General features: G+C 64.0%; 21 protein-coding genes. 8 read left to right on the forward strand and 13 right to left on the reverse strand.

The window, feature by feature from the left end:
* Positions 1-15: 15 nt before the first annotated feature.
* The 5 genes from ACLBXN_RS03190 to ACLBXN_RS03210 all read left to right on the forward strand — a co-directional run bounded on the left by ACLBXN_RS03190 (position 16) and on the right by ACLBXN_RS03210 (position 6,677).
* Complete coding sequence (locus ACLBXN_RS03190; protein ID WP_003064413.1) at positions 16-1,212, forward strand: ABC transporter substrate-binding protein; 1,197 nt, start codon at positions 16-18, stop codon at positions 1,210-1,212.
* 48 nt (positions 1,213-1,260) lie between these two features.
* Positions 1,261-2,145, forward strand: a complete 885-nt coding sequence (locus tag ACLBXN_RS03195) for a branched-chain amino acid ABC transporter permease (RefSeq protein WP_003057801.1) — start codon at positions 1,261-1,263, stop codon at positions 2,143-2,145.
* A 12-nt stretch (positions 2,146-2,157) separates the two neighbouring features.
* A complete protein-coding gene (locus ACLBXN_RS03200) occupies positions 2,158-3,150 on the forward strand; it encodes a branched-chain amino acid ABC transporter permease (protein WP_447611107.1) in 993 nt (330 codons plus the stop codon).
* Between the two features lie 222 nt (positions 3,151-3,372).
* On the forward strand, positions 3,373-5,817 hold the full coding sequence (locus ACLBXN_RS03205; RefSeq protein ID WP_447611108.1) for a membrane-bound PQQ-dependent dehydrogenase, glucose/quinate/shikimate family: 2,445 nt from the start codon (positions 3,373-3,375) through the stop codon (positions 5,815-5,817).
* Between the two features lie 179 nt (positions 5,818-5,996).
* Positions 5,997-6,677, forward strand: coding sequence for a TetR/AcrR family transcriptional regulator (locus ACLBXN_RS03210; protein ID WP_050872276.1), 681 nt, complete (start codon positions 5,997-5,999; stop codon positions 6,675-6,677).
* Here ACLBXN_RS03210 and ACLBXN_RS03215 read toward each other — a convergent pair.
* The 9 genes from ACLBXN_RS03215 to ACLBXN_RS03255 form a co-directional block, all read right to left on the reverse strand.
* The gene (locus tag ACLBXN_RS03215) at positions 6,666-7,838 is read right to left on the reverse strand and encodes a lipocalin-like domain-containing protein (protein ID WP_447611109.1); all 1,173 of its coding nucleotides are present in this window, start codon (positions 7,836-7,838) and stop codon (positions 6,666-6,668) included. The two genes, ACLBXN_RS03210 and ACLBXN_RS03215, sit on opposite strands and share 12 nt — an antisense overlap.
* Before the next feature lie 63 nt (positions 7,839-7,901).
* Complete coding sequence (locus ACLBXN_RS03220) at positions 7,902-8,342, reverse strand: VOC family protein (RefSeq protein ID WP_043006309.1); 441 nt, start codon at positions 8,340-8,342, stop codon at positions 7,902-7,904.
* 87 nt (positions 8,343-8,429) lie between these two features.
* Positions 8,430-11,078 carry an FtsX-like permease family protein gene (locus tag ACLBXN_RS03225; protein WP_447611110.1) on the reverse strand — a complete coding sequence of 883 codons (2,649 nt, stop codon included), beginning with the start codon at positions 11,076-11,078 and terminating at the stop codon, positions 8,430-8,432.
* On the reverse strand, positions 11,075-11,809 hold the full coding sequence (locus tag ACLBXN_RS03230) for an ABC transporter ATP-binding protein (RefSeq protein ID WP_447611111.1): 735 nt from the start codon (positions 11,807-11,809) through the stop codon (positions 11,075-11,077). The genes ACLBXN_RS03225 and ACLBXN_RS03230 overlap by 4 nt, the downstream gene beginning before the upstream one ends.
* Positions 11,810-11,847: 38 nt before the next feature.
* Entirely contained in the window at positions 11,848-12,855 is a 1,008-nt protein-coding gene (gene miaA, locus ACLBXN_RS03235) for a tRNA (adenosine(37)-N6)-dimethylallyltransferase MiaA (RefSeq protein WP_447611113.1), read from the reverse strand.
* A 126-nt stretch (positions 12,856-12,981) separates the two neighbouring features.
* Positions 12,982-14,304, reverse strand: a complete 1,323-nt coding sequence (locus tag ACLBXN_RS03240) for a sulfatase family protein (protein WP_447611114.1) — start codon at positions 14,302-14,304, stop codon at positions 12,982-12,984.
* 16 nt (positions 14,305-14,320) lie between these two features.
* Positions 14,321-15,319 carry a tripartite tricarboxylate transporter substrate-binding protein gene (locus ACLBXN_RS03245; RefSeq protein ID WP_447611115.1) on the reverse strand — a complete coding sequence of 333 codons (999 nt, stop codon included), beginning with the start codon at positions 15,317-15,319 and terminating at the stop codon, positions 14,321-14,323.
* Positions 15,320-15,435: 116 nt separating this feature from the next.
* Positions 15,436-16,611 carry a multidrug effflux MFS transporter gene (locus ACLBXN_RS03250; RefSeq protein ID WP_275054121.1) on the reverse strand — a complete coding sequence of 392 codons (1,176 nt, stop codon included), beginning with the start codon at positions 16,609-16,611 and terminating at the stop codon, positions 15,436-15,438.
* A gap of 158 nt (positions 16,612-16,769) precedes the next feature.
* The gene (locus tag ACLBXN_RS03255) at positions 16,770-17,633 is read right to left on the reverse strand and encodes an alpha/beta hydrolase (protein WP_447611116.1); all 864 of its coding nucleotides are present in this window, start codon (positions 17,631-17,633) and stop codon (positions 16,770-16,772) included.
* Between the two features lie 183 nt (positions 17,634-17,816).
* On the opposite strand from ACLBXN_RS03255, the gene ACLBXN_RS03260 reads away from it, so the two are divergent.
* Positions 17,817-18,692 carry a methylglyoxal synthase gene (locus ACLBXN_RS03260; protein ID WP_003057776.1) on the forward strand — a complete coding sequence of 292 codons (876 nt, stop codon included), beginning with the start codon at positions 17,817-17,819 and terminating at the stop codon, positions 18,690-18,692.
* A 16-nt stretch (positions 18,693-18,708) separates the two neighbouring features.
* On the opposite strand, the gene ACLBXN_RS03265 is transcribed toward ACLBXN_RS03260, so the two are convergent.
* From ACLBXN_RS03265 to ACLBXN_RS03280, 4 genes are all read right to left on the reverse strand, one after another.
* Positions 18,709-19,074, reverse strand: coding sequence for a DUF5329 domain-containing protein (locus ACLBXN_RS03265; RefSeq protein WP_447611117.1), 366 nt, complete (start codon positions 19,072-19,074; stop codon positions 18,709-18,711).
* Positions 19,075-19,199: 125 nt separating this feature from the next.
* Entirely contained in the window at positions 19,200-20,363 is a 1,164-nt protein-coding gene (locus ACLBXN_RS03270) for a GGDEF domain-containing protein (protein WP_447611118.1), read from the reverse strand.
* Between the two features lie 437 nt (positions 20,364-20,800).
* Positions 20,801-21,253, reverse strand: a complete 453-nt coding sequence (locus ACLBXN_RS03275) for a cupin domain-containing protein (RefSeq protein WP_447611119.1) — start codon at positions 21,251-21,253, stop codon at positions 20,801-20,803.
* A gap of 178 nt (positions 21,254-21,431) precedes the next feature.
* Positions 21,432-22,424: a Bug family tripartite tricarboxylate transporter substrate binding protein gene (locus ACLBXN_RS03280; RefSeq protein ID WP_447611120.1), complete on the reverse strand. Its 993-nt coding sequence runs from the start codon at positions 22,422-22,424 to the stop codon at positions 21,432-21,434.
* Between the two features lie 66 nt (positions 22,425-22,490).
* On the opposite strand from ACLBXN_RS03280, the gene ACLBXN_RS03285 reads away from it, so the two are divergent.
* Positions 22,491-22,838: a hypothetical protein gene (locus ACLBXN_RS03285; protein WP_447611122.1), complete on the forward strand. Its 348-nt coding sequence runs from the start codon at positions 22,491-22,493 to the stop codon at positions 22,836-22,838.
* An 18-nt stretch (positions 22,839-22,856) separates the two neighbouring features.
* Positions 22,857-25,562 carry an HAD-IC family P-type ATPase gene (locus ACLBXN_RS03290; RefSeq protein WP_447611123.1) on the forward strand — a complete coding sequence of 902 codons (2,706 nt, stop codon included), beginning with the start codon at positions 22,857-22,859 and terminating at the stop codon, positions 25,560-25,562.
* Positions 25,563-25,608: the final 46 nt, after the last annotated feature.

A 25,608-nucleotide genomic window follows, 5' to 3' on the forward strand; every position in this document is an offset into this window, starting at 1 on the left:
CCCGTGGAGATAAAGATGAAAGCAAAACTGAGCGTTCTCTCTTGCATGCTGGCCGTGGCCGGTCTGTCCAGCCCCCTGGCCCAGGCCCAGGAAAAGGTGAAGATCGGTTTCGTCACCGATATGTCCAGCCTGTACGCAGACGTGGAGGGCAAGAACGGTGCGGTCGCCATGCAGATGGCGATCGACGACTTCGGCGGCAAGGCCCTGGGCCAGCCCATCGAGCTGGTCAGCGCAGACCATCAGAACAAGGCCGACATCGCTGCCTCCAAGGTGCGCGAATGGATTGATACGCAGGGTATCTCCATGGTCTTCAGCGGCACCAACTCCGGCACGGCACTGGCGGTTTCCCAGATCGCCAACGAGAAAAAGCGCGTTCACTTCAACAGCGGCGCGGGCTCTTCCGCGCTGACCAACGAGCAGTGCAACCCCTATACCGTGCACTACGCCTACGACACCGTGGCTCTGGCCAAGGGAACGGGCGGTGCCGTGGTGGATCGCGGCGGCAAGGACTGGTTCTTCCTGACGGCCGACTATGCCTTCGGCCAGGCGCTGGAGGCCGACACCACCAAGGTCATCAACGCCAAGGGCGGCAAGGTGCTGGGCTCGGTCAAGCATCCGCTCAATGCTTCTGACTTCTCGTCCTTCCTGCTGCAGGCGCAAAGCTCCAAGGCCCATATCCTGGGTCTGGCCAATGCGGGTGGCGACACCATCAATGCCATCAAGGCTGCCAAGGAGTTCGGCATCAACAAGACCATGAAGACCGCCGGTCTGCTGGTCTTCCTGACCGACATCCACAGCCTGGGTCTGAAGAACACCGAAGGCCTGCTGCACACCACCAGCTGGTACTGGGACATGAACGACGAATCGCGCAAGTTCGCCAACAAGTTCTTTGCCAAGACCAAGCGCATGCCTACCGATGTGCAGGCCGCCGACTACTCGGCCGTGATGAACTATCTGAAGGCCGTCGAAGCGGTGAAGACCACCAATGCCGACAAGGTGATGGCCCACCTCAAGAGCACGCCCATCAACGACTTCTACGGCAAGGGCGTGATCCGTCCCGACGGCACGTTCGCCCACGACATGTATCTGGTCGAAGCCAAGAAGCCCAGCGAGTCCACCAAGCCCTGGGACTACCTCAAGGTACTGACCAAGCTGCCTGCCGAGACGGTCTGGACGACCAAGGCCGAAACCAAGTGCGCGCTCTGGAAGTAATGGCACTACCGGTTTGATGCAGACCTCACCCTCACCAGCGTATCTCTCATGGAAATCTTCGGCGTTTCATTGCCCGGCCTGATGAGCCAGCTCCTTCTGGGGCTGGTCAACGGTTCGTTCTACGCAATTCTGAGTCTGGGCCTGGCCGTGATCTTCGGCCTGCTCAATGTCATCAACTTTGCGCATGGCGCCCTGTTCATGTTGGGGGCCATGTGCACCTGGATGGCCATGAGCTATTTCGGCATCAACTACTGGGTGATGCTGATCCTGTCGCCGGTGCTGGTGGGGATTCTGGGGGTGTTGATCGAGCGCTTTTTGCTGCGCTGGATCTACAAGCTCGATCATCTCTACGGCCTGCTGCTGACGCTGGGGCTGTCGCTGCTGATCGAGGGGGTGTTCCGCTCCGTGTATGGCGTCTCGGGCCTGGGCTATGACACGCCCGAGCTGCTCGAAGGCGCAACCAACCTGGGCTTCATGATCCTGCCCAATTACCGTGCCTGGGTGGTCGTGGCTTCCATTGTGGTGTGTGTGGCAACCTGGTTTGTGATCGAGAAGACGCGCATCGGCGCCTATCTGCGTGCCGGCACCGAAAACCCGCGTCTGGTCGAGGCGTTCGGCGTCAACGTGCCCGTGATGATCACGCTGACCTATGCCTTCGGTGCCGCGCTGGCCGCCTTTGCGGGCGTGCTGGCGGCTCCGGTCTACCAGGTCACGCCGCTGATGGGGCAGAACCTCATCATCGTGGTGTTTGCCGTGGTGGTGATCGGCGGCATGGGCTCCATCATGGGCTCCATCCTCACCGGTCTGGCGCTGGGCGTCATCGAGGGACTGACCAAGGTTTTCTGGCCCGAGGCCTCGTCCACCGTCGTGTTTTTCATCATGGTGATTGTTTTGCTGATTCGCCCCGCTGGCTTGTTCGGTAAAGAAAAATAAGAGGGGCACGACATGAAATCCAAGACGCTTGTTCAACGCATTGCCCCCGTGGGCTACGGCCTGCTGCTGCTGGGCCTGATCGTCGCGCCCTTCCTCGGTGCCTATCCCGTTTTCGTCATGAAGCTGATGTGCTTTGCACTGTTTGCTTCGGCCTTCAATCTGCTGCTGGGCTATACGGGGCTGCTGTCCTTCGGCCATGCGGCTTTTCTGGGCGGTGCCGCCTATGTGGCGGGCTACAGCATCAAGGCCTGGGGCTTCACGCCCGAAGTCGGCATGCTGCTGGGCACCTTGGTCGGCGGTCTGCTGGGCCTGATCTTTGGCTGGCTGGCCATCCGTCGCCAGGGCATTTATTTCTCCATGATCACGCTGGCGCTGGCCCAGATGCTGTTCTTTGTCGCACTGCAGGCCAAGTTCACGGGCGGCGAAGACGGCTTGCAGGGCGTGCCGCGCGGCAAATTGTTCGGCGTGATCGACCTGAGCAGCGATATGGTCATGTACTACGTGGCTCTGGTCATCGTGATGGCTGCCTTTCTGCTCATCGTGCGCACCATCCATTCGCCATTCGGGCAGGTGCTCAAGGCCATCAAGGAGAACGAGCCGCGCGCCATCTCGCTGGGTTATGACGTCAACCGCTTCAAGCTGCTGGCCTTTGTCATCTCTGCGGCCCTGACGGGTCTGGCCGGCTCTCTGAAGACTCTGGTGCTCGGCTTTGCGACCTTGTCCGATGTGCACTGGACCACCTCCGGGCATGTGATTCTGATGACGCTGATGGGTGGCCTGGGCACGCTGTCGGGTCCGCTGCTGGGTTCGGCCGTCGTCGTGGCGCTGGAAAACAAGATCGGCGAGTTCGGTACCTTTCTTGCGCACATCACGGGAGTGGAATGGTTTGGCACGCTGGGAGAATCGGTCACCATCGTCACCGGCCTGATCTTTGTGCTGTGTGTGCTGCTGTTCCGCAAGGGCATCATGGGCGAGCTGATCGCCTGGCTGCAGCGTCGCAAATAAGGCGCTTTATCCTCTCTCCAAAGGCCGCATCCGCGGCCTTTTTTGTTGCCTTGAATCCTTAGTAAAAACGGAAATTTCAGAGATTCCTGAAATTGCTGGTACACGTTTGCAAGCGATGGACTTTATTTCTCACAACAATGGACTTTTTTTCTCATTCCAGAAAATGCCTAGCTGCGACCGGATGTCGGTGCGCACGCGGGCTCATACAGTTCGAGGTTCGATATGACACATCAGGAGCAGGCGCAGCCCTTGGCTGCGCGCATCTGGCTCTGGGTACTGGGGGCGGCGCTGGCGCTTGCCGGCCTGTTCTTCTTGATAGGCGGTGGCAAGCTCATCAGCCTGGGCGGCAGCTGGTACTTCCTGCTCGCTGGCCTGGGACTGCTGCTGTCCGGCCTGCAACTGATTCGCCGCCGAGCGAGCGGTGCATGGTTCTATCTGGCCACTTTCGCCGCCACCGTGCTGTGGGCGCTGGCTGAAGTCGGCCTCGATTACTGGAGCCTGATTTCGCGGCTGCTGGCCTTGACTTTTGCCGCCGTGGCGGTACTGGCCAGCATGCCTTTGCTGCGCAAGGCTGGGGGGCCGATCAATGCCCCGACCAGGAAGGCGCCGTTTGTTGGCGCAGCGGTCCTGCTTCTGGCTGGCATGGCGGCCTTTGTGTCCATGTTCCAGATCCACCCCGAGGTGCAGCCCCAGTCTGCCGTGACCCGCAAGCCCGTGGATGCAGCCAGTGAGCAAAAGGACTGGAGCCATTACGGCAACAGCAGCAACAATGACCGCTTTGCCGCGCTGGATCAGATCAACGCGGACAACGTGAACCGTTTGCAGGTGGCCTGGACTTTCCACACCGGCGACGTTCCCCAATCCACGGGTGCTGGCGCCGAAGACCAGACCACGCCGCTGCAGGTGGGCGACAAGGTGTTTGTCTGCACGCCCAGCAACAATGTGATTGCACTCGACGCCGATACCGGCAAGCAGCTGTGGCGCCATGACACCAACTCCCATGTGGGCGGTGTGTGGGAGCGTTGCCGCGGCCTGGCCTACTTTGATGCGGATGCAGCACTGGCCCAGCCCAGCGTGCCGGGATCGACTCCCGTGCAGGCAGTGAGTCTGCCAGCCGGCGCAGCCTGCAAGCGCCGCATTCTCATGAACACCATCGACGCGCGCCTGTTTGCCATCAATGCAGACAATGGCGAGCTCTGCGACGAGTTCGGCGATCACGGCGTGGTCGACCTCAAGCAGGGCGTCGGCACTATTTCCAATCCCGCGTTCTACACCCTGACATCGGCCCCCACGGTGGCAGGCACCACGGTGGTGGTCGGTGGTCGCGTGGCCGACAACGTGCAGGTGGACATGCCTGGCGGCGTGATCCGCGGCTTCGATGTGGTGAGCGGTGCGCAGCGCTGGGCATTCGACTCCGGATCGGCCACGCCCAATGAAGTGCTCAAGCCTGGCCAGACCTACACCCGTTCCTCGGCCAATGTCTGGGCAGGCACGACCTACGACCCCGGCTCCAACACCGTCTACCTGCCCATGGGCTCGCCCTCGGTGGACCTGTATGGCGCCACGCGCTCTGCGGTGGACCTGAAGTACGGCGCCTCCATCCTCGCGCTGGATGCCGCCACGGGCAAGGAAAAATGGGTGTACCAGACCGTGCACAACGATCTGTGGGACTTCGACATTCCCATGGCGCCCACGCTGATCGACTTCCCCCTGCAGGACGGCACAAGCACCCCCGCGCTGGTGGTCGGCACCAAGGCCGGTCAGATCTTCGTACTGGACCGCCACAGCGGCAAGCCGCTGACCAAGGTGGAAGACATTGCCGTCAAGCCCGGTCATATTCCCGGCGAAAAATATGCTCCGACCCAGCCTCTTTCCGTGGGTATGCCGCAGATCGGCACCAAGACCCTGACCGAAGCCGATATGTGGGGCGCGACGCCGGTGGATCAGCTGATCTGCCGCATCAAGTTCAGGTCCATGCGCTATGAAGGCCTGTTCACTGCGCCAGGCACCGATGTGTCGTTGAGCTTTCCGGGCTCGCTGGGCGGCATGAACTGGGGCGGTCTGTCTGCGGACCCCGGCAACAACCTGATCTTTGTGAACGACATGCGCCTGGGTCTGTGGGTGCAGATGATGCCGCAGCAGAAAAAGGACAAGCTGTCCGACGGCGGCGAGGCGCCCAACACCGGCATGGGCCAGGTACCGCTGGGCGGCACTCCCTATGCGGTGATCAAGGATCGTTTCATGTCGCCGCTGGGTATCCCTTGCCAGAAACCCCCGTTCGGCACGCTGACCGCCATCGACATGAAGACCCAGCAAGTGGTCTGGCAGGTGCCTGTGGGCACGGTGCAGGATCAGGGTCCCATGGGCATCAAGATGCGCATGCCCATGCCGGTGGGCTTGCCCACGCTGGGCGGTACGCTGGCGACGCAAGGCGGCCTGGTGTTCTTTGCCGGCACGCAGGATTACTATCTGCGCGCCTGGGATAGCGCCACTGGCCGGGAAATCTGGAAGAGCCGTCTGCCTGTGGGCAGCCAGGGCGGCCCCATGACCTACAAGTCGCCCAGAACCGGCAAGCAGTACGTGGTGATCTCGGCCGGCGGTGCCCGCCAGTCGCCCGACCGCGGTGACTATGTGATTGCCTACGCATTGCCCGATAGCGGCAAATAAGCGACGCAGGCATTGAACCGAAAAGCCATGGCTCGTCAGAGCCATGGCTTTTTTCATCGCCGTGCAGCCCCAAGATGAAAAGCGCCTCCTCTCGGAGGGGCTGTGACCACACGCCGTGGGAAGTGTGGGGGGCCTTTTTTCATGTACGCTGGCGCGCTTGAGTCAATGGAGATGTGGTCGTGAGCGAGCAGCAAGGTCCTGAAAATTCACTGAGCCAGCAGCCTTCGGCAGACGAGGCCTCGGCCGATATGCGCCAGGCCCTGCTGGACGCGGGCAAGACCGAGTTTGCCAACTACGGCTATGACGGGGCGCGGCTGGAGCGCATTGCCGCCAGGGCGGGCTGTGCCAAGCGCATGCTGTATTACTACTTCGGTAACAAGAAGGATGTGTATCTCGCAGTCATAGAGCAGAGCTATTCGGATATCCGCGAGTCCGAGGAGCTGCTCAATCTCGATGCGCTGGAGCCCTTGCAGGCGCTGCATGCGCTGGCGCGCAAGAGCTTCGAGTATCACGAGCAGAACCGGGAGTTCACGCGTCTGGTGCTGCAGGAGAATTTCCAGAGCGGAGAGATGCTGGGCCAGATCTCCAAGACCGAGCTGTTGCGCAAGGCGGCGCTGGAGCCTATCGAGCGCATCCTGCAGCGCGGCGTGGCGCAGGGCCTGTTCAGGGAGCAGCCGACCGCTGTCGATGTCCACTATCTGATTTCGGCCCTGTCCGGCTTCCGCGTGGATCATGCCGCGACCTGGCAGAGCCTGCTGCAGGTCGACCTGCTGGGGGAGAACTTGCGCGAGCGCCATCTGCAGCTGCTGCTCGATCAGCTCGGTGCTCTGGTGTGCAAGTCCCAGGTTCTAAAGCCGTAGCGCGTTCGCATAGCCTGTCATCTCCAGGTAGCCCTGGCCCACGCGACGGCTTGTGCCATCGGCGCCTATGCGGCGCAGCTCGCAAAGGCCCTCCCAGTAAATGGCGCCGGTGCTGGCGCGGCTGTCCAGTTCCTGGTCGTCTACCAGGGCCTGAACTTCGAAACGGCCCGCCGGTGTCTGCACGCTCCAGGCCACGGGATAGCTGGCCTTGCTGTGCGGGCTGCTCCAGTGGCGCAGCGGCTCGAACCGTACCTGATCGGCGCCAAAGATTTGCGCGCTCCGGTTCGGTGCGCGAAATGAGCCGCCTGCCCAGAGTGCCGATCCATTGCGTCGGCGCAGATGAAAGGCAGTGAGGGCGCTGCCGTCATCGAGATTCATGCCTATCCAGTCCCAGCCCTGGGCTTCCGGGTCCATGATGGCCGCGCTGCATTCATGGTCGAGCCAGGCGCGGTTGTGTGCGCTGGCTTGCACAGGCAGCGACTGGCCGGCCACGGTGATGGAGCCGCCGACCTTGAGCTGGGGCTGGCTGTAGTAATAGCTGGCCTGTTCCTCTCGTGGGCCTTTGCGTGACAGACCGTTCAGGCCCTGCAGCAGCAATGGCTGCGTGCTGTCAAACTCAAGATCCAGTGTGAAGTCCTTGGTTGCCAGCAAAGCCTTGTAACGGCTGGTCTGCGCGGCGCTTTGGCCTTGCACGGGGCGACGCTGCAGATACCAGTCTCCTATATGCACATCGGTATCGCTCTCGCTGGCTCCGGCCAGGCCCAGGCCCGCGCGCGCCATGCGTTGGTCGTGGAGCAGCTTGTGGCCCTCGACATCGCACAAGGCCGCATGGGCAAAGATCAGCTGCTTGGCCGCGAGTGTCGATTGCAGGCTTTGGGCGGCTTCGATGCGTGAGCGAAAGAAGGTCAGCTGAAAGCCCCAGGGCCTGCCGCCGGCCTGCAGCCGGCCGGTGATGTACCACCATTCGGTCTGCAGCTCGGGGTGGCTGCCGAAGTCGCGCGGAAACTGCAGGGTCTTGAGCGGCAAAGCCGAGGCTGGCAGAGGCAGGCCCAGGCCGGCCCACCCCAGACCGGCTGCAGCCAGCGTCTGCAGGGACTGCCTGCGTGACAGGGCACGAGACGACGGTTGCGGGAGCTGGGAGGTCGCGGGCTGGTAAGGCATGGCCCATTGTCGCCCAGCCGATCAGCGCAAAGCCATGGCCCGAAGATCCTGCTTTGCGCGGCCTCAGCCTATATCGACCAGGGGAACGATCACCATCCAGCTGACCCCGAAGCGGTCGGTCACCATGCCAAAACGGCGTGCAAAAAATGTGGTGTCCAGCGCCATCTGTACCTGGCCGCCCTCGCCGATGGCAGCAAAGATACGATCGGCCTCATTCTCGCTGGGCGCGGTGATGGACAGTGAAAAGCCTTTGAAGTCCGGCTTGCCGCCGTTCATGCCGTCGGATGCCATGATCTGCGTCTCGCCAATCTGGATATTGGCGTGCATGATTTTTTCGGGATCCATCTGTCCCGGGCCACAGCCTTGCTGGCTCGATGACTCGGGTTGCGGCGGAGCATCCTTGTAGCGCATCAGCATGGTGATCTCTGCCCCCAGAGCGGCCTGGTAGAAATCCAGGGCCTCTTCGCAGCGGCCATCGAAAAAGAGATAGGGCTGAATCTGCATACGAACTCCTCGCAGCGGTTAAGGTTTGATTGTGCGCTGCGCCATGGCGCAATCGTGTGAAAAACGGTGACAGGGGTGCAGGTATAGCTACCAGTCCTCCTTGACGGCCAGCACCGCATCGGCACTGGCGGCCCGGCGCCCGGCCAGCCACGCGGTGACGACGCCGGCCAGCACCACGGCAGCGCCCAGTGCCAGCAGGCGCAGCATAGGCAGGCGAAGCTCCATGGTCCAGTGAAAGCTCTGCGGATTGACCACATGCACCAGGATCACCGCCACGCCCAGGCCCAGCAGCGTGCCGGCGATGGTGCCCAGCAGGGTCCAGGCCAGACCCTCGGCGGCAACCACGCTCAGCACATTGCGCCGTGTCAGGCCCAGATGGGCCAGCAGCCCGAATTCCTTGCGTCTGGCCAGTACCTGGGCGCTGAAGCTGGCCGCAATGCCGAACAGGCCTATGCCTATGGCCACGGCCTGCAGCCAGTAGGTGACGGCAAAGCTGCGATCGAAAATGCGCAAGGAGCGCTCGCGCAGCGCCTGGCTGCTGACAAATTCCAGCGCTGGGGGCGGCTGCCCCGGCGTGCCGAGGGCCTGCTCTATCGCCGCTTGCAGATCGGCACCAGACAAGGGGCCAGGGGTCTCCGGCCAGATGGCAATCTCGCTGATCTGCGCCGCATTGCCTGCTTTGCCCACCAGCGCCAGATAGTCCTGCCAGTCCAGGGCGACGGCACCGAACTGACGCACATAGTCGCGCCACACGGATGCTATGTAAAAGGAAGCTGCTGGCGATTGCTGGTCAAGGGTTTGATGGCTGAAAGCCTTGGAAAGCAGCGGCCAGGTGTCGCCGGGCTTCAGGCCATAGAGCTGGGCCACGGCTTCGCTGATGTGCACGGCAATGCCCGGGCGCGTTTCCTGGATGGGGCCCTCGACCCAGGGCAGCTGCATGGCCTGCTCGCCCCGTAGCGGGCGAATCAGCAGACTGATGGCCGGGCGCTCGGGGCTTAGTACCAGCTGGCTGCTGCGCATGGCTTGGGCACGCGCTATGCCGGGCAGCTGCTCCAGGCGCTGCGCCGCATCGGCCGGCAGCAGGGCAGCATCGACACGGCTGGAGCCGCCTGCCGCGCGTACATACAGGGGAGCGGGCAACACGGCATCCAGCCACTCCATCATGCTGCCGCGAAAGCTGGTGACCATCACCGTCAGGGCTACGGCCAGGCTCAGGCTGGCCACCACGCCGCCTACGGCCACGGTGGTGGCGTGGCGCATGCGCCGCGCTCGCTCCAGTGCCAGCATGGCCAGCGGCTGGCGTGAAAAGGCATTGGGTACCAGTGCCAGCACCGCACCCAGCAACCAGGGCAGGGCTGACATGCCGCCCAGCAACAGCAGGCCCACGGCCACATAGGCGGCCAGCGGGACACCTGCGACCGGCGGCATAAAGGCCAGCGCCAGGCTGGCTGCGAGCAGTGTGACAGCGGGCCACAGGCGCGGAGCGCTCTCGTGCGTGCTGCCCAGCCCCTTGAGCGTGGCCGCGGGTGGCAGGTCCATGGCGGCGCGTGCGGGCCACCAGGCGCCGGCCAGCGTGGCGGCAAGGCCCAGCAGACCGAAGATCAGCGCTGCCGCAGGACTCCAGTGCAGGGCGGGCTGCACGCCGGCAAAGAATCCGCCGCCCAGATCGCCGCCCAGCACCTGCAGCGCCAGCCAGGCCAGTGCCGTACCCAGCGCAATACCGGCCAGGCTGCCCAGAGTCCCCAGCGCCAGCGCTTCCAGCAACACCAGTGCCATGCGCTGGCCCGGCGTGGCACCCAGCACGGCCAGCAGCGCAAACTGCGGCGCGCGCTGAGCCACGCTGAGCGCCAGTACCGAGAACACCAGAAACGCTCCCGTGAACAAGGCCACCAGCGCCAGCACCGTGAGGTTGACGCGGTAGGCGCGCGACATCTCGCCCACGCGCTGCTGATCGTCGCTGGGCTGCTGGATCAGTATCTGGTCTTGCCAGGCCGCCAATGCGTGCAGGGCGACGCTTACCTGGCTGCGGCTGGCGCTGTCGGTCAGCAATAGATCCAGCCGGTCGATGCGGTCAAACAGGCCGAGCTTCTGCTGTAGTGCGGCAATGTCCATGACTGCGACCGGTGCGCCGCTGGCGGCGACCGTGCCCGCAATGCGCAACTGCTGGGCCTGGCCGTTGAGCAGCCAATGCATGGGGGCGTTGACGGCCTGCTCAGGACTCAGTCGCAGGGCCTGCAAGGCGGCGGCATTGAGAAACACGGCGTCGGGAGCAAACAGATCGAGACGGTCACCGCCCTCAAACAAACGCGGCATCAGTGCCGGGGCGACAGGGGCTAGCTTGAGGGCATCGCTGCCGAGCACGCGCAAGCTCACGCCCTGCACTGCCCCTTGCGTGCCGCGCGTCTGCGGGTCTGCGCTGCTGCCGGGCAGCAGCACCGTGGTTTCGACCCAGGGCACGGCGCTGGCGACGCCCGGGGTCTGCGCCACCTGGGGGTAGAGCGCCAGCGGCAGGCCGCCCTGCATGGCGTGCAGCTGCAGATCAGGCTGGCCGTTGACGCTGCGCACCGCCCTGGAGAATTCGTCCAGTGCCGACTGGTTGATCACATGGACGGCAAAGCCCAGCGCCACGCCCAGCATGATGGCAATCAGCGCCGTGGCCGTGCGCCAGGGGTGCTGGCGCAACTCCTGCCAGGAGAAGCTGGTCAGCAGCAACAGAAGCGGGGCGCGTGAAGTCACAGGCTTAGCGCGCTTTGCTGCGATGTCGAGAGCTCGGCCTGCATGCCGCCGGCTGTCAGCCGCAGCACGCGGTCGGCTCGTCTGGCCGCTTCTGCGGAATGGGTGACGAGCACTAGCGCCGTGCCGTTGTCGCGGGTTTGCTGCAGCAGCAAATCCATGATCTGCTGAGCAGTGGACGGGTCCAGATTGCCCGTGGGCTCATCGGCCAGCAGCAGAGGCGGTGAATGCACCAGGGCACGTGCAATGGCTACGCGCTGCAGCTGGCCGCCGCTGAGCTGCTGGGGCAGGCGCTGGCCCAGACCTGCAAGTCCCACGGCTTGCAGTACCTGCTGCACGCGCTGCAGACCCTGGTCATCCATGCGACCCAGCAGCATCAGGGGCAGGGCAATGTTCTGCGCCACATCGAGATGGGGCAGGACATGAAAGGCCTGGAACACAAAGCCCAGATGCGCGCGCCGCCAGATGGCGCGCCGGGCTTCATCGAGCGTGGACAGATCCGTGCCGCTGTGCAGAACCCGGCCTTGCTGCCAGCTGTCCAGCCCGGCCAGGCAGTTGAGAAAGGTGGACTTGCCCACGCCGGAGTTGCCGACGATGGCGACAAATTCGCCGGCCGTGATCTCGCAGCTCACCTGGGCGAAGACCGTGGTCTGGGCCTCGCCCTCGCCATAGCGTTTGGCAAGGTCGCTGACCTGCAACAGCGGATGGGCGTGGGATGAGTCGGTGGCAGTCATGCAGCGATCTTAACGATGGACGCTGCTGCGGAAGGTCCTCAGCCTGCGGCCTGCTGTGCTGCGTCAATGGCTGCCATGGCAGCATCCAGCAATTGCTGCTGGGCGCTGGGCGCATCGCAGGCAATGGCATGGCGCTGGGGCATGGAGCGCAACCAGGTGATCTGGCGCTTGGCCAGCTGGCGTGTAGAGGCGATGCCGCGCTCGCGCAGGCCTGCCATGTCCAGCGGTTTGCAGGGATCGGCCTCCAGCGCGTCCAGCACTTCCCAGGCCTGGCGATAGCCCACGCAGCGCATTGAGGGCAGGTCCAGATGCAGATCGCCGCGCGCGCGCAGGCCGCGCACTTCGTCGAGGAAGCCCTGCTCCAGCATCAGATCAAAGCGCAGTGCAATGCGCTGGTGCAGCCAGGCTCGCTCTGCAGGCTCCAGAGAGAAAAGCGTTGCAAGTCCCATCTGTTCGGCAGGGCCCGACTTTTTCATGGTCGTATGAAAGCTTGAAAGCGGTTTGCCCGAGACATGCCAGACCTCGAGTGCGCGCTGGATGCGCTGGCTGTCGCCGGGGGCCAGGCGTGCTGCCGTGACGGGGTCCACCTCGGCCAGTCTTGCATGCATGGCGGGCCAGCCCAGCTCGGCGGCCTGCGCGTCCAGCATGGCGCGCACTTCGGGGTTGGCTGCGGGCATATCGTCCAGCCCGTCCATCAGCGCCTTGAAGTACAGCATGGTGCCGCCCACCAGCAGAGGTATGGCCTGGCGGGAGCGGATTTCGGCAACCAGGGTCTGCGTGTCCCGCACGAACTCGGCCGCACTGTAGGCCTGCAGCGGATCAATGATGTCGATGAGGTGATGCGGGACGGCGGCCAGCTCTGCCGCCGTGGGCTTGGCCGTGCCGATGTCCATGCCTTTGTAGACCAGGGCCGAATCCACGCTGATGATCTCGGCCTTCTGACCGCGTTGCGCCAGCCGCTCGGCCAATGCCAGCGCTGCCGCAGTCTTGCCCGAGGCAGTGGGGCCGGCAATGGCGATACAGGGCAGGGCGTGGGCAGCAGTCATGGGGCGAAATCCGTACAGGTCAAAGCACAAGAACCAATGACCGTCGGTCATTGGTTCTTGCTGGTTGTGAAGGATAACGCAGCCTGCCGCCTTGCGGCTGCGGCGGGACTTAGTGACCTGCCAAGCCTAGCCCTGGCTCAGCCGTGCCGGCACATAGCGGTCGGCCTGAATATCGGGCGAGAGGCCGTGGCTGTAGCTTTCGGCGCTGATCGGCAGCAGCTGCTCGTTCCACTCCTCCCATTGCCTGCGCAGATTGGCAAAGATCTCAGGCTGATGCTCCTTGAGGTTGGCGCGCTCGCGGGCGTCCTCCTCCACATTGAACAAGAACTCGTTGTCGTTGATCTTGAGGTATTTCCAGGGCCCCTGGCGCACGGCACGCTGGGCCTGTGATTTGTAGCGCCAGAACAGGCTGCGCTCGGTGTGGGCAGCATGGCCTTCCAGTATGGGCAGGATGTTCTGGCCGTCGCTGGGGAAGTCGGGATGCGGCCTGGCACCTGCCGCGGCCAGCAGCGTGGGCAGCCAGTCAAAGCTGGCGGTGACCTGTTCCTGAACCTGGGGCCGGATGCGGGCGCTCCAGCGCAGCAGCGTAGGTACGCGGATGCCGCCTTCCAGCAGCTCGGTCTTCTGGCCCGTGAAGGGCCAGGTCTTGGAAAAGCGTTCGCCGCCGTTGTCGCTGGTGAAGATGACGATGGTGTTGTCGGCCTGGCCGGTGTCATCAAGCGCCTGCAGCACCTGGCCCACGGCCTTGTCCAGGGCCTCGACGATTTCGCCATATTTCTTCAGGCTGCCGCCGTCGTAGTGGAAAAGGTCCTTGATGCTGTGCGCGACATGCTCGTCGTCGGGCCCTTCCCAGGGCCAGTGCGGCGCCGTGAAGTGCAGCGACAGGAAAAATGGCTTGTCCTGGCCCTTGCGCTCCTGCACATAGCGTGTGGCTTCATCCCCCAGGATGTAGGTGTAGTAGCCCGTGCGCTCCACGGGCTCGTTGCCTTGCCAGAGGTCGGGGCTGAACTGCTCGCCCACACCGGGCTTGTGCGTGAAGTAGTCGATGGCACCGCTGTGGTTGCCAAAGAAATAGTCGTAGCCGCTGCGCTGCGGGCCATAGGCGGGCGGCTTGCCCAGGTGCCATTTGCCTATCAGTGCCGTGTCGTAGCCCGCTTGCTTGAGCAGCGATGGCAGCGTGGGGTGATCGGCCGGCAGGCCGAGTTGCCCGCCATGGCGGGCCAGCGGTTCTTCAAGCCCGGCCTGCAGCCGGTACTGATAGCGCCCGGTGATCAGCGCGATGCGTGTGGCCGAGCAGACGGCCGAGTTGGCATAGGCCTGATTGAAGCGCACGCCCTGAGCGGCGAGGCGGTCCAGGTGCGGGGTCTTGAAATCGGTGGCGCCATAGACGCCCAGGTCGGCCCAGCCCAGATCGTCGGCCAGGATGAAAACGATATTCGGAGCGGTCATGAGTCGGTCGTTCTGCTTATTCGATGGTAAAGCCGGAGTTGGTGATCACGGGACGCCACTTGGCGACTTCGGCCACGCGCAACTGCTCCAGCGCCTGCGGCGTGCGCGGGTCGGGCTGCAGGGACAGTTCGGCCCATTTGGGTTGCAGCTTTGGGTCCAGCAACGCGTGGTTGACGGCGCGGTTGACGGTGGCAATGGCTTCGGGCGAAGTGCCTTTGCGTGCCCACAGGCTGTACCAGCCGCTGCCTGTGGCCTTGGGGTAGCCGGCTTCGGCAAAGGTCGGCACATCGGGCAGTTCGCGGCCGCGCTGGCTGCCGAAAGTGCCCAGAATGCGGACCTTGCCTTCCTTGTGCAGCGGCGCCAGCTCGCTGGTGGTCTGGATGGCGGAGGCCAGCTGGCCGCTGATCAGATCGGTCATCATGGCCGGGCCCCCCTTGTAGGGCACATGCACGATATTGACGCCGGCCGCTTCGCCCAGCAGCAGACCGAAGAAATGCGGCAGGCTGCCCACGGCTGGGCTGCCGAAGTTGGCTTTTTCAGGGTTGGCCTTGAGCCAGGCCACATATTCCTGAATATTGCGCGCCGGATGCTTGGCGGGGACGGCCAGCCCGAACTGGAAATGCGCGAGCAGACCCACCGGAGAGAAGTCGCGAGCAGGATCGTAGCCGGGCTTTTTGTAGACGATCTGCGAGAGCACCGGGGTGATCAGCGGTGCGATCAGATAGGTGCTGCCGTCACTGGGGGCGTTGAGCAGCGTCTGTGCGGCAATCTGGCCGTTGGCGCCGGGCTTGTTGTCCACCACCACATAGTGGCTCTTGCCCAGCTGTGCGGCGATGCTTTCGGCCAGCACACGTGCCAGCAGATCGATGCCACCGCCTGCGCCAAAGCCCACCAGAATGCGGCTGGCCTGAGGAACGGCGGAGCTCTCGGCGGCCTTGGCCAGAGAGTTCAGGGAAAAACCAGCAGAGCTGGCGGCGAGCAGCGATTGCTGCAGAAAGAAGCGGCGGGAATGCATGGCTGGAGATCACGGAAGTGCGGCGCGTTGGCCAGTCCAGGCATTCTCAAAAAATCTCTATAAAAAGAAAAATAATAAAAATTGGTTTTTAAATAACCTAAACATCTTATTTCAAATCATGATTTGCTGATGCCAAAACGCTGTACCAGCGTCCATGCCGTGATGGCCGTGCAGGCCGACCAGAACCAGATGCCGAAGGCCAGCGGCATGGTGGAATCCGCATCCAGATTCAGCCCCAGCCAATGTCCCATGGCAAACGCCATGAGCATCATCACCAGGCCGTTGATCGCCGAGGCCGTACCCGCTGCCTGGGGGAAAGGCGCGATGGCATTGCTTTGTCCGCAGGGCATGTGAATGCCGTGGGCGATCTGGTAGAGACAGAAGGGCAGGGCATAGGCCCAGATGCTGCGCAGATCGGCCAGGGCCGCCAGGCCCATGATGGAGCCGGCCGTCAGCGACAGCACCCCCGCGACGGCCACGGCGCGCCGCACGCTCATGCTGCGCAGCAGACGGCGGCAGGCAAAGGTGCCTGCGATATAGCACAGCGCGTTGCCGCCCAGCATCAGTCCGTATTGCGTACGGTCCATATGCAGCACGTTGATGTAGGTGAACGAAGAGGCCGCCAGATTGGTGAACAGGCCCGCATAGCTGAAGCAGGTCAGCAGGTTGTAGGCCTGGAACATGGGGTTGCGCACAATGCGCGACCAGGTGCGCAGCAGATTGCCCGCTTGCAGCGCCTGCGGGTTGCGCTGGGGAATCGATTCCCTGAAGCGCAGCACCACCAGCAGCCAGGCCAGGCAGCCCATGAAGGCCTGGGCCAGCATGGTGGAGCGCCAGCCCAGCCAACCCACGAGCAAGCTGCCGCTGATGGGCGCCAGAAAAGCCAGCACGCCCAGGCCCGTCAGTGCCTTGGACATGACTTGAGCGCCCATATGCGGGGCATAGAGATCGCGAACCACGGCACGCGCGCACATCACACCGGCGCCCAGGGCTGCGCCTTGCAGGCTGCGCCAGGCAATCAAGGCTTCCATGCTCTGGGCGCTGGCGCAGCCCAGAGCGGCGATCACATAGCCGCTGATGCCCAGCAGCAGGACGGGGCGGCGGCCCAGCCGGTCAGACAGCGGGCCCCAGAGAATCTGCGAGCAGCCAAAGGCCAGCAAAAAGCCGGTCAGTGTCAGCTGGGCCTGGGAGACATGGGCGCCAAAGCCTTGCTGCAGCTGAGGCAGGGCGGGCAGATAGAGATCGGTTGCCAGCGGCTGAAGGCCTAGCAGCAGCCCCAGTGTGAGAATCACGAAAACTGCAGATTCAGGAGCACTCTTCGCTTGCTCATCAAGGGATTGAGCGGGATTTGGCTGTGAATTAAGGGCAGGCGGAGCAGACATAGCCAGACAGACTATCAGAGCCTGTCGATTGATCCGTATGCTGACGAGACAGTATGTGGCGATGTCGCTCAGCGCGGATTCAGGCCGAACAGCTCATGCAGTGCCTGGCGATATTGCACCAGTGCCCTGGACTGGGTGTTGTGATGGCTGGCGCCCTCGACCAGGATCAGGCGCTTGGGCTCGCGCGCCGCATCGAACAACTGCTGGCCCAGCCGGGCCGGAATCAGCGGGTCTGCCGTGCCGTGCACGACCAGCAGCGGCGAGCCGATGTCCGCCACCCTGTCGACCGAATTGAAGCGCTGCGTGATCAACCAGTTCACGGGCAGCCAGCCCCAGCGCATGGAGTCGAAGACATCGGGAATGCTGGTGAAGGTGGACTCGACCAGCACCCCGCTTTCGTCCTTGACGGAGCTGGCCAGATCGATAGCGACGGCGCCGCCCAGCGAGTGGCCGAAGATATAGCGCGGCCTGCCTGCGGCCTTGCGGCCCAGCCAGTCCCAGGCGGCACGGGCGTCCTCGGCGGCCGAGGCCTGCGAGGGCAGGGCCGCGCTGCTCTTGCCAAAGCCGCGGTAGTCCACGGCCAGCACCGAAAAGCCCATGGCCTGCAGGCGCCGTATGCGGGGCGAGGAGCCCGTCACATTCCAGCGCGCTCCATGCAGAAACAGCAGCAGCGGGGCACGCGCATCGCTGGATGGCATCCAGAGGGCGTGCAGCCTGGCGGCGCTGCCGTCGCGGCTGCGAAAGTCTATCCATTGCTCCTGCATGCCGGCCGTGTTGGCACCGGGCCAGCTGCGGTCGCTGGGCTGAAAAATCCAGACCCGCTGCCGGGCATCGATCTCGCGCATGCCCCAGATCGCGAGCGCCAGCAGCAAGGCCAGACCGAGTGCTGCCGCGAGGCGGCGGGGGCTGCAGAAGCGTGGGGTCTTGGACATGGAAGGAGTGCGACGGAAGAGGGCGGCTGTCAAGTGCTGTGCAAGTATGGCTGTCTGACCTGGCCCCAGTCATCTGGAGTGCATGAATTGGCGATATTCTTGCGGGTGTTTCAAACCGCAAATGCATAGCTGGTTGCGCAGAGTTTGCGAGCGTTTGAAGCCTGTTTGAAGGATTAGTTCACTATGTCGATCTGCCTGGGTCTTGCCGCCAACAAACTCCACCACCAAACCGAGGACGCCGCGCTGTTTGCCCTGCTGCGCGCTTGCGAGGCCGGAATTCGCGAGCTCAAGCTGGGCTTCCATACCGTGGGTCGCACCTATGACGCCATCACGGCGGCCAGCATGCTCCAGGGCTACAGAGGCCTGGTGCGCTACCCCTATGGCCGCGAGGGCGGTCTCATGAGGCTGGTGGCCGAAGTGGTCGGCATGGAGGGTGACGAGCGCACTCTCGATGGCGCCATCTACCTGATGGACCCGGTGGACCCGTCGTCCATCTTCCCCGAAGCCCTGGCCTTGAAGCGCCAGTGCGTGATTCACGGCAAGCCTTTTCTTTCCACCGTCGCCTCCACGCGCGACTGGATCGAGATGGAGCGCATTCACGCCGGTCTGGCGCGTGACCGCAATGCCGACCGTTTTCACGACTATGAGAGTCAGACGCTGGCGCTGATTGCCCACGATGCCATGAAGCCCACGATGCTGGACTTTGCTGCGCGCAATTTCGAGCTGCTCAGCCGCTACCGCCGCCGCGTGGGCACGGGCACCACGGGTCAGAAGCTCAACGAGATGGCCTGGAGCAAGGGCTGGCCTGCCGACAAGCCCTGGGTGGATCGTTACAACAGCGGTCCGCTGGGCGGCGATGCGCAGATTGCCGATCTGGTGCTGGAAAAGCGCTGCCATCGCGCCATCTTCTTCGAAGACCCGCATGTGGCACGCCAGCACGAAGCCGATATACAGCTGCTGGAGCGCGCCGTGACAACGGTCACGCACGATGCCGTCTGCAGTACCTCGCCCCAGGTGGCGCAGCGCTGGTGCGATGCGGCCGTCAAGCGTGCGGGCTGAGGCGGGTTGCTGAGCGCTACTGGCGGCTGCGGTAGCGCTTGAGTTCGGCCTGCAGCCAGCTGGCGCTGGATTCAGCTTCCTTGCCGCTGCAGCGCACCAGATAGGGCTTTTGGCTGATGCTGCTTTGCGTGCCTGCGCGGGCAATGAAGTCCTCGGCCGTCTCCACCCAGCCCTTTTTGAGCAGATAGTCGTATTTGCTGCGCAGATGCTCGGCGGCCTTGTTGCTGTCATGCCAGCTGCCGTTGCGCTGGAACTCGCAGCCCGAGTTTTTGAGATGGCCGATCAGGTGCTCGATCTCCTGATTTGCCCCAGGTGCGGGCGATGCGGCAAGGCTCAAAGCGCTGGCTGCAGACAGCAGCAAGGCGGTAATGGTGTGCTTCATGGAGCAGATCGTACAAAAGTCCGGAAGGCACCAGGCTTGCAATAGCGGGCGGCAGCTTTTGGCGTCACTTCACTTTCGTTGGTGCATCGCCGGACTTTCGTTTTTCTGGCAGGGCTCAGGAGGCATCAGTGCCTTAGTCCGGCTGGGAAAGGGGTGAGCTCCATCCGGTCCCGTCCCTTTCGTTTCGATGCGTAGAGCGCGTCATCGGCCCGCTTGAGCCAGTGCGACAACTCCATGTCGGGCTGATCGAACAAGGACGCGCCTATGCTCAGGGATACCGGCTCCGGTGTCGCGAACATCGTGCGCGCCTGCTGCGCGAACGCCTCGCGCAAGTCCTGGCCCAGTGCCTGCGCGGCGGCTCCCGAGATGCCGCGCAGCAGAATCACGAACTCGTCCCCGCCCAGCCTGGCGGCTAGCGAGCCGTGGGGCAGCGCGCCGCGAATGAGGTCGGCGAGGGTCACCAGCAGCCGGTCGCCGGCGTCGTGCCCGTGCAGGTCGTTGACCTGCTTGAAGTGGTCTATGTCTATCAGCAGGAGGGCGCCAGGACTGGCCGGTGAGGCCTGCTTCAGCAGCTGCGGTGCGCCCAGATAGAGCGCGCGACGGTTGTCCAGCGCGGTCAGTGGGTCGCGGGCGGCGATCTGGGCAATGCGTTCCTCGCGGCGATGGCGCTCGGTGCCGATCATGGACATTGCGAGCAGCATGATCGCCATCGCGCCTTCCACCAGTGACACCAGAATGACCGTGCCGCGGAAACCGGCCAGGTTGACAAAAGTGTCCAGCACCACGGGCGAGGCGGCCTTGGCGAGATAGAACAGTCCGTGTGCCAGCAGCACGAAGCGCAGCTGCGCCGCCCCCACGCTCAGGGCTCCGCCCTGCGGGCGCAGCAGCAGGCCGGCGCGCAAGGTGATGATGGCAATGAGCAGCGACTGGATGCCCAGCATCGCCCTGGACCACCAGGGCCCCTCGGGCAGAAACAGCATCGCCAGCCAGACGACGGCCAGCAGCCACCAGGCGCGCGGCAGCCGGACGCGTGTGAATCGGGCGACGCCTGCCAGGAACAGCCAGTGGGCGGCGATCAGCATGCCGTTGGGAAACCAGATGCCGAACAGCACATAGCCGCGGGAGCGCAGCAGTGCCAGCACACAGCCCACGGCGATGATGGCAAACCCTGCGCCCCAGAGCAGCAGCGAACGTTCGCGAACGCTGCTCCATTCGGCGGCCAGGTACAACGCCGAGGCGGCAGCCATGGCCGAGGTGAGGACGAGCAGGGTGAAGGGGTCGAGAGCCATGGACGATGAATGTATCGACGCAGGCGGCTCCGTGTGAGAGCCGACTGGCCAGGAGCAATGCACGGCAGCGGATCCGCTGCTCGACGATGGTCGGGGCCGTGGCACTGCAATAGAGCGGCGCCGCATGCGCGGCGAATTGTCGCAGGATGCGGATTTTCTGGCATCCCCTGTGGGCCGGGCCGGCAGGGTATATCGGATCGAGGCAGGCTGTCTGACGCGCAGCTGCGGCTATCGGCAGGCCTTTCTCGCCGAGCAGCCGCATCAGGCTCTGCCGCCTGAGCTCGCCATGGCGGCAGCATATTCACCGCGCCTGCGACCGATTCGGCGGAGGCAGTCCAATCATGCAGGTCTGACCCCGCTCATGCAGCCAAAGCCTTGGCCATGCGGGAGGCCGGAAGTGCTGCGCCGTTCCGCCGCCGGGCACCGTCGTTCGGCGCTCAGGGGGCCGGCGTGGCCAGCGGCTTGCCCTTCTCCACCACATACACGCCAATCAGCTTGACCGTGCCATTGCTGGCATTGTGTGCGTCATGAATCACGCCAGCCGGCACGACAAAGCTCTCGCCGGCCTTGAGCGTGCGCGGCGGCTGGCCGTCGATCAGCAGATCGACCTCGCCCTCGCTGATATAGCTGATCTCGTCGCCGGGGTGGGTATGGCGGCCCGCGCGCGAGCCGGGGGCTACCTCCACCTTGGCCACAACGGCTTCGCGGCCCGGTACCGACACATCGGCCTTGCCGACCATGGTCCGGGACAGGCCTCCGGTTTGGGCCGCACCTGGCTGGGCCGCATTCGGCTGGGGCATACCCGCCTGGGCCAGGGCGCTCTGGCTGAACAGCATGAAGGCGCTGCTGCAAAGCAGGCTGGAAAAGCTGGCGCGGCGAATCAAGGACATGAAATTACCCTCCAAGGTTTTTGACGGAGACAGGTGGTGAAACCTGTCACTTGTACCGGGAAGGCGTGCAGCCATGCCATGGGGGCAGCCCTAGTCGAAGGGCCGCCGAAAACCAGCCCGGGTGCCATTACACAAAAGCATCCGGGCGGGAAGGCGCTTGGCGTCGCAGGCCGCTGCCTTAGTTGTCGGCCGTGATCTTGGCGAACTTCACCAACTCGGCGTATTTGTCCATGTCTGTGCGCATCACTTGGGCAAGGCTCTCGCTGCCCTTGGCAGGCGGGGTTCCCGCAGCTTCCAGCTTCTGGCGGATGGCCGGGTCCGCAAGACCTGTCTGTATCGCTTTTTGCAGCTTGGTCAGAACTTCCGGAGGCAGACCCTTGGGGGCGGCCAGGGCGAACCAGCCGCTCAGGGCATAGCCCTTGAGCGCGGGATGTTCTGCCAGCGCCGGAATCTCCTTGAGCGTGGCGATGCGGGTGGCCGTGGTGGCGCCCAGAATCCTGATCTTTCCGGACTGCGCCAGCGGGGCGGCAGCGGTGGGCGAGAGGATGGCGAAGTCCAGATTCCCGCCGCCCAGATCGCTGGTCATGGCAGGAGAGCCCTTGTAGGGGATGTGAACCAGGTAAACGCCCGCAGTCTTCTTGATCAGTTCGCCCGAGAAATGCGGTGTCGAGCCAATGCCGGGGCTGCCGTAGCTGTATTTGCCGGGATGGGCCTTGGCCAGCTTGACGAAGTCATCCACGGTCTTGACGGGGACATGCGCTCCGGCCACCCACAGATTGGGGGCCATGGCGGTCAGGCTCACCGGAGTCAGGTCCGTTGCCGGATCGTACTTTTGCGCCGCATTCACAAATTTGGTGCCCGCCATTTCGTTGCTGGAGCCGGCCAGCAAGGTGTAGCCATCGGGCTTGGCCGAGACCACGCGCTGCGCTCCCACCACGCCCGCGGCACCCGGCACGTTCTCCACCACGACGGTGGCGTTCAACTGCCTGGCCAGTATGTCCCCGACCACGCGGCCGACCATGTCGACCGAGCCGCCCGGAGCATAGCCAATCACGATGCGGATGGGTTTGCTGGGATAGGCATCCTGTGCCTGCGCCGCGACGGTGAACAGGCTGGTCATGGCACAGGCGATGCAAAGACGGCGGGAAAGAAAGGCGCGATCTGGATTCATGGGGTTCCACAGAAGTGTGGCTGAGGTTGATTCGGTGATTGATGTTGAATTGCTCAACAAAATTAAATGAATTGTCATGAAATCGATGCCAAGAAAGAATCCATGAAAACCAGCAGTTCGCATGATTTCCAGCTCGTGCCCGGTGCCGCAAAGCCTGATCCGGGAGGCTTGCAAATGCAGAATTCGCGGCCGCTGCCCTGGGCGGTGAAGCTCTGGTCAGCAGTCGAGCCGCCCTTCAGAACCGCCAGAAAACCAGCCCTTGCAACCGTGCTGGCAGGCGGCACGAGACAGTCCCAGGCAGCCATCGAGCTATCGAAAATCCTGCATATAGTCGGTTGCAAAGCGTTTCAAGCGCATACCATGCAAGCGTCAAGCCAACCGGGCGCAGATCCGGCTCACAAGCGTTTCAGTTGAATCGTCAGGGAGTCTCAGATGCAGGAACAGACCCGCGTTGCCGCCTGGCACGCGTTGCCGACCGATGCCGTACTCACTCAATTGCAATCGACTGCCGCCGGACTGAGCTCCGACCAGGCCCGCGAGCGCTTGCAGCAGCAGGGCCCCAATGCCTTGCCCGCCGCCGCTTCACGCGGCATGCTGGCCCGCTTTCTGTCGCAATTCAACAATCTGCTGATCTATGTCCTGCTGGGCTCGGCCGTCGTTACCGCACTGCTGCAGCATTGGGTCGATACGGGGGTGATCCTCGCAGTGGTGCTGATCAATGCGGTCTTCGGATTCGTGCAGGAAGGCCGCGCCGAAAAGGCGCTGGACGCCGTGAAGGCCATGGTTTCCAGCCGCGCCAATGTGCTGCGCGACGGTTTGCGCATGGCGGTGCCTGCACAGGAGCTGGTCGCCGGCGACTGCGTGCTGCTCGAAGCCGGCGACCGCGTCCCGGCCGATGTGCGGCTGCTGCGCGCCAGCAGCCTGAAGTTGGACGAAGCCATGCTGACCGGTGAATCGGTTGCCGTCGACAAGTCGGTCGATCCGGTGGCAGCCGATGCCGCTCTCGGTGACCGCTTCTCCATGGCCTATTCCGGCACCCTGGTGGCTGCCGGACAGGGCCTGGGTGTGGTGGTTGCCACCGGCCCGCGCACCGAGCTGGGCCTGATCAGCACCATGCTGGGCTCGGTGCAGACACTGGCCACCCCGCTGACGCGGCTCATGGACCGCTTCGCGCGCCAGCTCACCATCACCATACTGAGCCTGTCCGCGCTGATGTTCTGCTTCGCACTATGGGTGCGCGGCTACGACACAGCCGACGCCTTCATCGCCGTGGTGGGTATTGCCGTATCTGCCATCCCTGAAGGCCTGCCCGTGGTCATGACGATTGCGCTGGCCATTGGCGTGCAGCGCATGGCCGCACGCTATGCCATCGTGCGCAATCTGCCGGCGGTGGAGACACTGGGGGCCGTCTCCGTCATCTGCTCCGACAAGACCGGCACTCTGACGCGCAATGAAATGAGCGTACGTGCCGTGGTGCTGCCCGGGGCCAGCTTCGACATAGATGGCGAGGGCTATGCACCCCAGGGGCGTTTCAGCCTGAAGGGCGAGGAGACCGAGCCTGCACGGCATCCGCAGCTGCTGCACTTCGCCACAGGCGCGGCGCTTTGCAACGACGCCCATGTCAGACATGCCGAAGGCAAGGTCTGGGCGGTCGAGGGCGACCCCATGGAGGGGGCTCTGGTGACGCTGGCAGCACGGGCCGGCCTGGATGTCGATCAACTGCGCCAGGACTGGCATCGGCTCGACGAGGTGCCGTTTGATGCCCTCCACCGCTATATGGCCACGCTGCACCGGCCACTGGCTGCTGCTCCCGTGGTGTTTGTCAAAGGGGCTCCAGAGCAGGTGCTGGCCATGTGCCGAGACCAGCAGGGCGCCGAGGGTGTGCAGGCGCTGGATACTGCCTACTGGCTGGAGCAGATCGATGCCCTGGCTGCCAAAGGCTATCGCGTGCTGGGACTGGCCAGTCGTGTCCCGGCAGACGGCAAGGACAGCGTGGACATGGCCGACATCAAGGACCTCAGCCTTCTTGGCGTGCTGGGCATGATAGATCCGCCGCGCGACTCGGCGAAGACGGCCGTTCGCGAATGCCGTAGCGCCGGCATTGCCGTGAAGATGATTACCGGCGACCACGCCGCCACTGCCGCCGCCATTGCCCGGGAACTCGCGCTGGCAGACACCATCCGCGTCACCTCGGGCCATGAGCTGGACGGGCTCAACGATGCCCAGCTGATCGATGTGGCCCGTGCCTCCACGGTATTCGCGCGCACCAGTCCCGAGCACAAACTGCGCCTGGTGCAGGCCCTGCAGGCCGATCGCAGTGTCATCGCCATGACCGGTGACGGCGTCAACGACGCACCGGCGCTCAAGCGGGCCGATATCGGCGTGGCCATGGGCATTACCGGCACGGCCGCGGCCAAGGAGGCCGCAGGCATGGTGCTGGCCGACGACAACTTCGCCACCATCGTCGCCGCCGTCAAGGAAGGGCGCACCGTCTACGAAAACCTGCGCAAGGTCATTGCCTGGACCTTGCCGACCAACGGCGGCCAGGCGATCGTCATCGTCGTGGCGATTCTGCTGGGCCTGTCCCTGCCCGTCACTCCGGTGCAGATTCTCTGGGTCAATCTGGTCACTGCCGTGGCTCTGGGACTGACGCTGGCCTTCGAACCACCCGAGGCCACGCTGATGCAGCGCAAGCCGCGTTCGCCGGACGAGCAACTGCTGCAGCCCTATCTGCTGTGGCGCGTCGCCCTGGTCTCGGTGCTGTTTGCCCTGGGCTGCTTCGGCATGTTCGAGTGGTCGCTGCGCCGTGGCGACTCGGTCGAGCTGGCTCGCACCATTGTGGTCAATGCGCTGGTGATCATGGAGATCTTCTATCTGTTCAGCGTGCGCTACACGCAGGGAACCTCGCTCAGCCTGCGCGGCGTTCTGGGAACCCCGGCGGTGCTGCTGGGTGTGGCCGGCGTCACCCTGGTGCAACTGCTGTTCACCTATACCGCGCCCATGCAGGCGCTGTTCGACAGCCGTCCTGTGGACCTGGCGGCCGGACTGCTGGCGATAGGGCTGGGTGTTGCCCTGCTGCTGTTGCTGGAGGTCGAGAAGCTCCTGGTACGCTGGATGAGACTGGGCGTGAGGGCCTAGAGCGCTGTGCACGCAAGGCATTCAAGCGGTCGCTTCACGGCCTGGC

It is taken from the genome of Comamonas sp. C24C (genome assembly GCF_053345995.1).

Excerpts from the sequence above, each read along its gene's own strand:
- ACLBXN_RS03245 (WP_447611115.1), bottom strand. The coding sequence starts at position 15,319 with ATGCATTCCCGCCGCTTCTTTCTGCAGCAATCGCTGCTCGCCGCCAGC.
- ACLBXN_RS03190 (WP_003064413.1), top strand. The coding sequence starts at position 16 with ATGAAAGCAAAACTGAGCGTTCTCTCTTGCATGCTGGCCGTGGCCGGT.
- ACLBXN_RS03275 (WP_447611119.1), bottom strand. The coding sequence starts at position 21,253 with ATGTCCTTGATTCGCCGCGCCAGCTTTTCCAGCCTGCTTTGCAGCAGC.
- ACLBXN_RS03290 (WP_447611123.1), top strand. The coding sequence starts at position 22,857 with ATGCAGGAACAGACCCGCGTTGCCGCCTGGCACGCGTTGCCGACCGAT.
- ACLBXN_RS03220 (WP_043006309.1), bottom strand. The coding sequence starts at position 8,342 with ATGCAGATTCAGCCCTATCTCTTTTTCGATGGCCGCTGCGAAGAGGCC.
- ACLBXN_RS03230 (WP_447611111.1), bottom strand. The coding sequence starts at position 11,809 with ATGACTGCCACCGACTCATCCCACGCCCATCCGCTGTTGCAGGTCAGC.
- ACLBXN_RS03255 (WP_447611116.1), bottom strand. The coding sequence starts at position 17,633 with ATGTCCAAGACCCCACGCTTCTGCAGCCCCCGCCGCCTCGCGGCAGCA.
- ACLBXN_RS03215 (WP_447611109.1), bottom strand. The coding sequence starts at position 7,838 with ATGCCTTACCAGCCCGCGACCTCCCAGCTCCCGCAACCGTCGTCTCGT.
- ACLBXN_RS03260 (WP_003057776.1), top strand. The coding sequence starts at position 17,817 with ATGTCGATCTGCCTGGGTCTTGCCGCCAACAAACTCCACCACCAAACC.
- miaA (WP_447611113.1), bottom strand. The coding sequence starts at position 12,855 with ATGACTGCTGCCCACGCCCTGCCCTGTATCGCCATTGCCGGCCCCACT.
- ACLBXN_RS03280 (WP_447611120.1), bottom strand. The coding sequence starts at position 22,424 with ATGAATCCAGATCGCGCCTTTCTTTCCCGCCGTCTTTGCATCGCCTGT.
- ACLBXN_RS03265 (WP_447611117.1), bottom strand. The coding sequence starts at position 19,074 with ATGAAGCACACCATTACCGCCTTGCTGCTGTCTGCAGCCAGCGCTTTG.
- ACLBXN_RS03240 (WP_447611114.1), bottom strand. The coding sequence starts at position 14,304 with ATGACCGCTCCGAATATCGTTTTCATCCTGGCCGACGATCTGGGCTGG.
- ACLBXN_RS03200 (WP_447611107.1), top strand. The coding sequence starts at position 2,158 with ATGAAATCCAAGACGCTTGTTCAACGCATTGCCCCCGTGGGCTACGGC.
- ACLBXN_RS03270 (WP_447611118.1), bottom strand. The coding sequence starts at position 20,363 with ATGGCTCTCGACCCCTTCACCCTGCTCGTCCTCACCTCGGCCATGGCT.
- ACLBXN_RS03285 (WP_447611122.1), top strand. The coding sequence starts at position 22,491 with ATGAATTGTCATGAAATCGATGCCAAGAAAGAATCCATGAAAACCAGC.
- ACLBXN_RS03205 (WP_447611108.1), top strand. The coding sequence starts at position 3,373 with ATGACACATCAGGAGCAGGCGCAGCCCTTGGCTGCGCGCATCTGGCTC.
- ACLBXN_RS03195 (WP_003057801.1), top strand. The coding sequence starts at position 1,261 with ATGGAAATCTTCGGCGTTTCATTGCCCGGCCTGATGAGCCAGCTCCTT.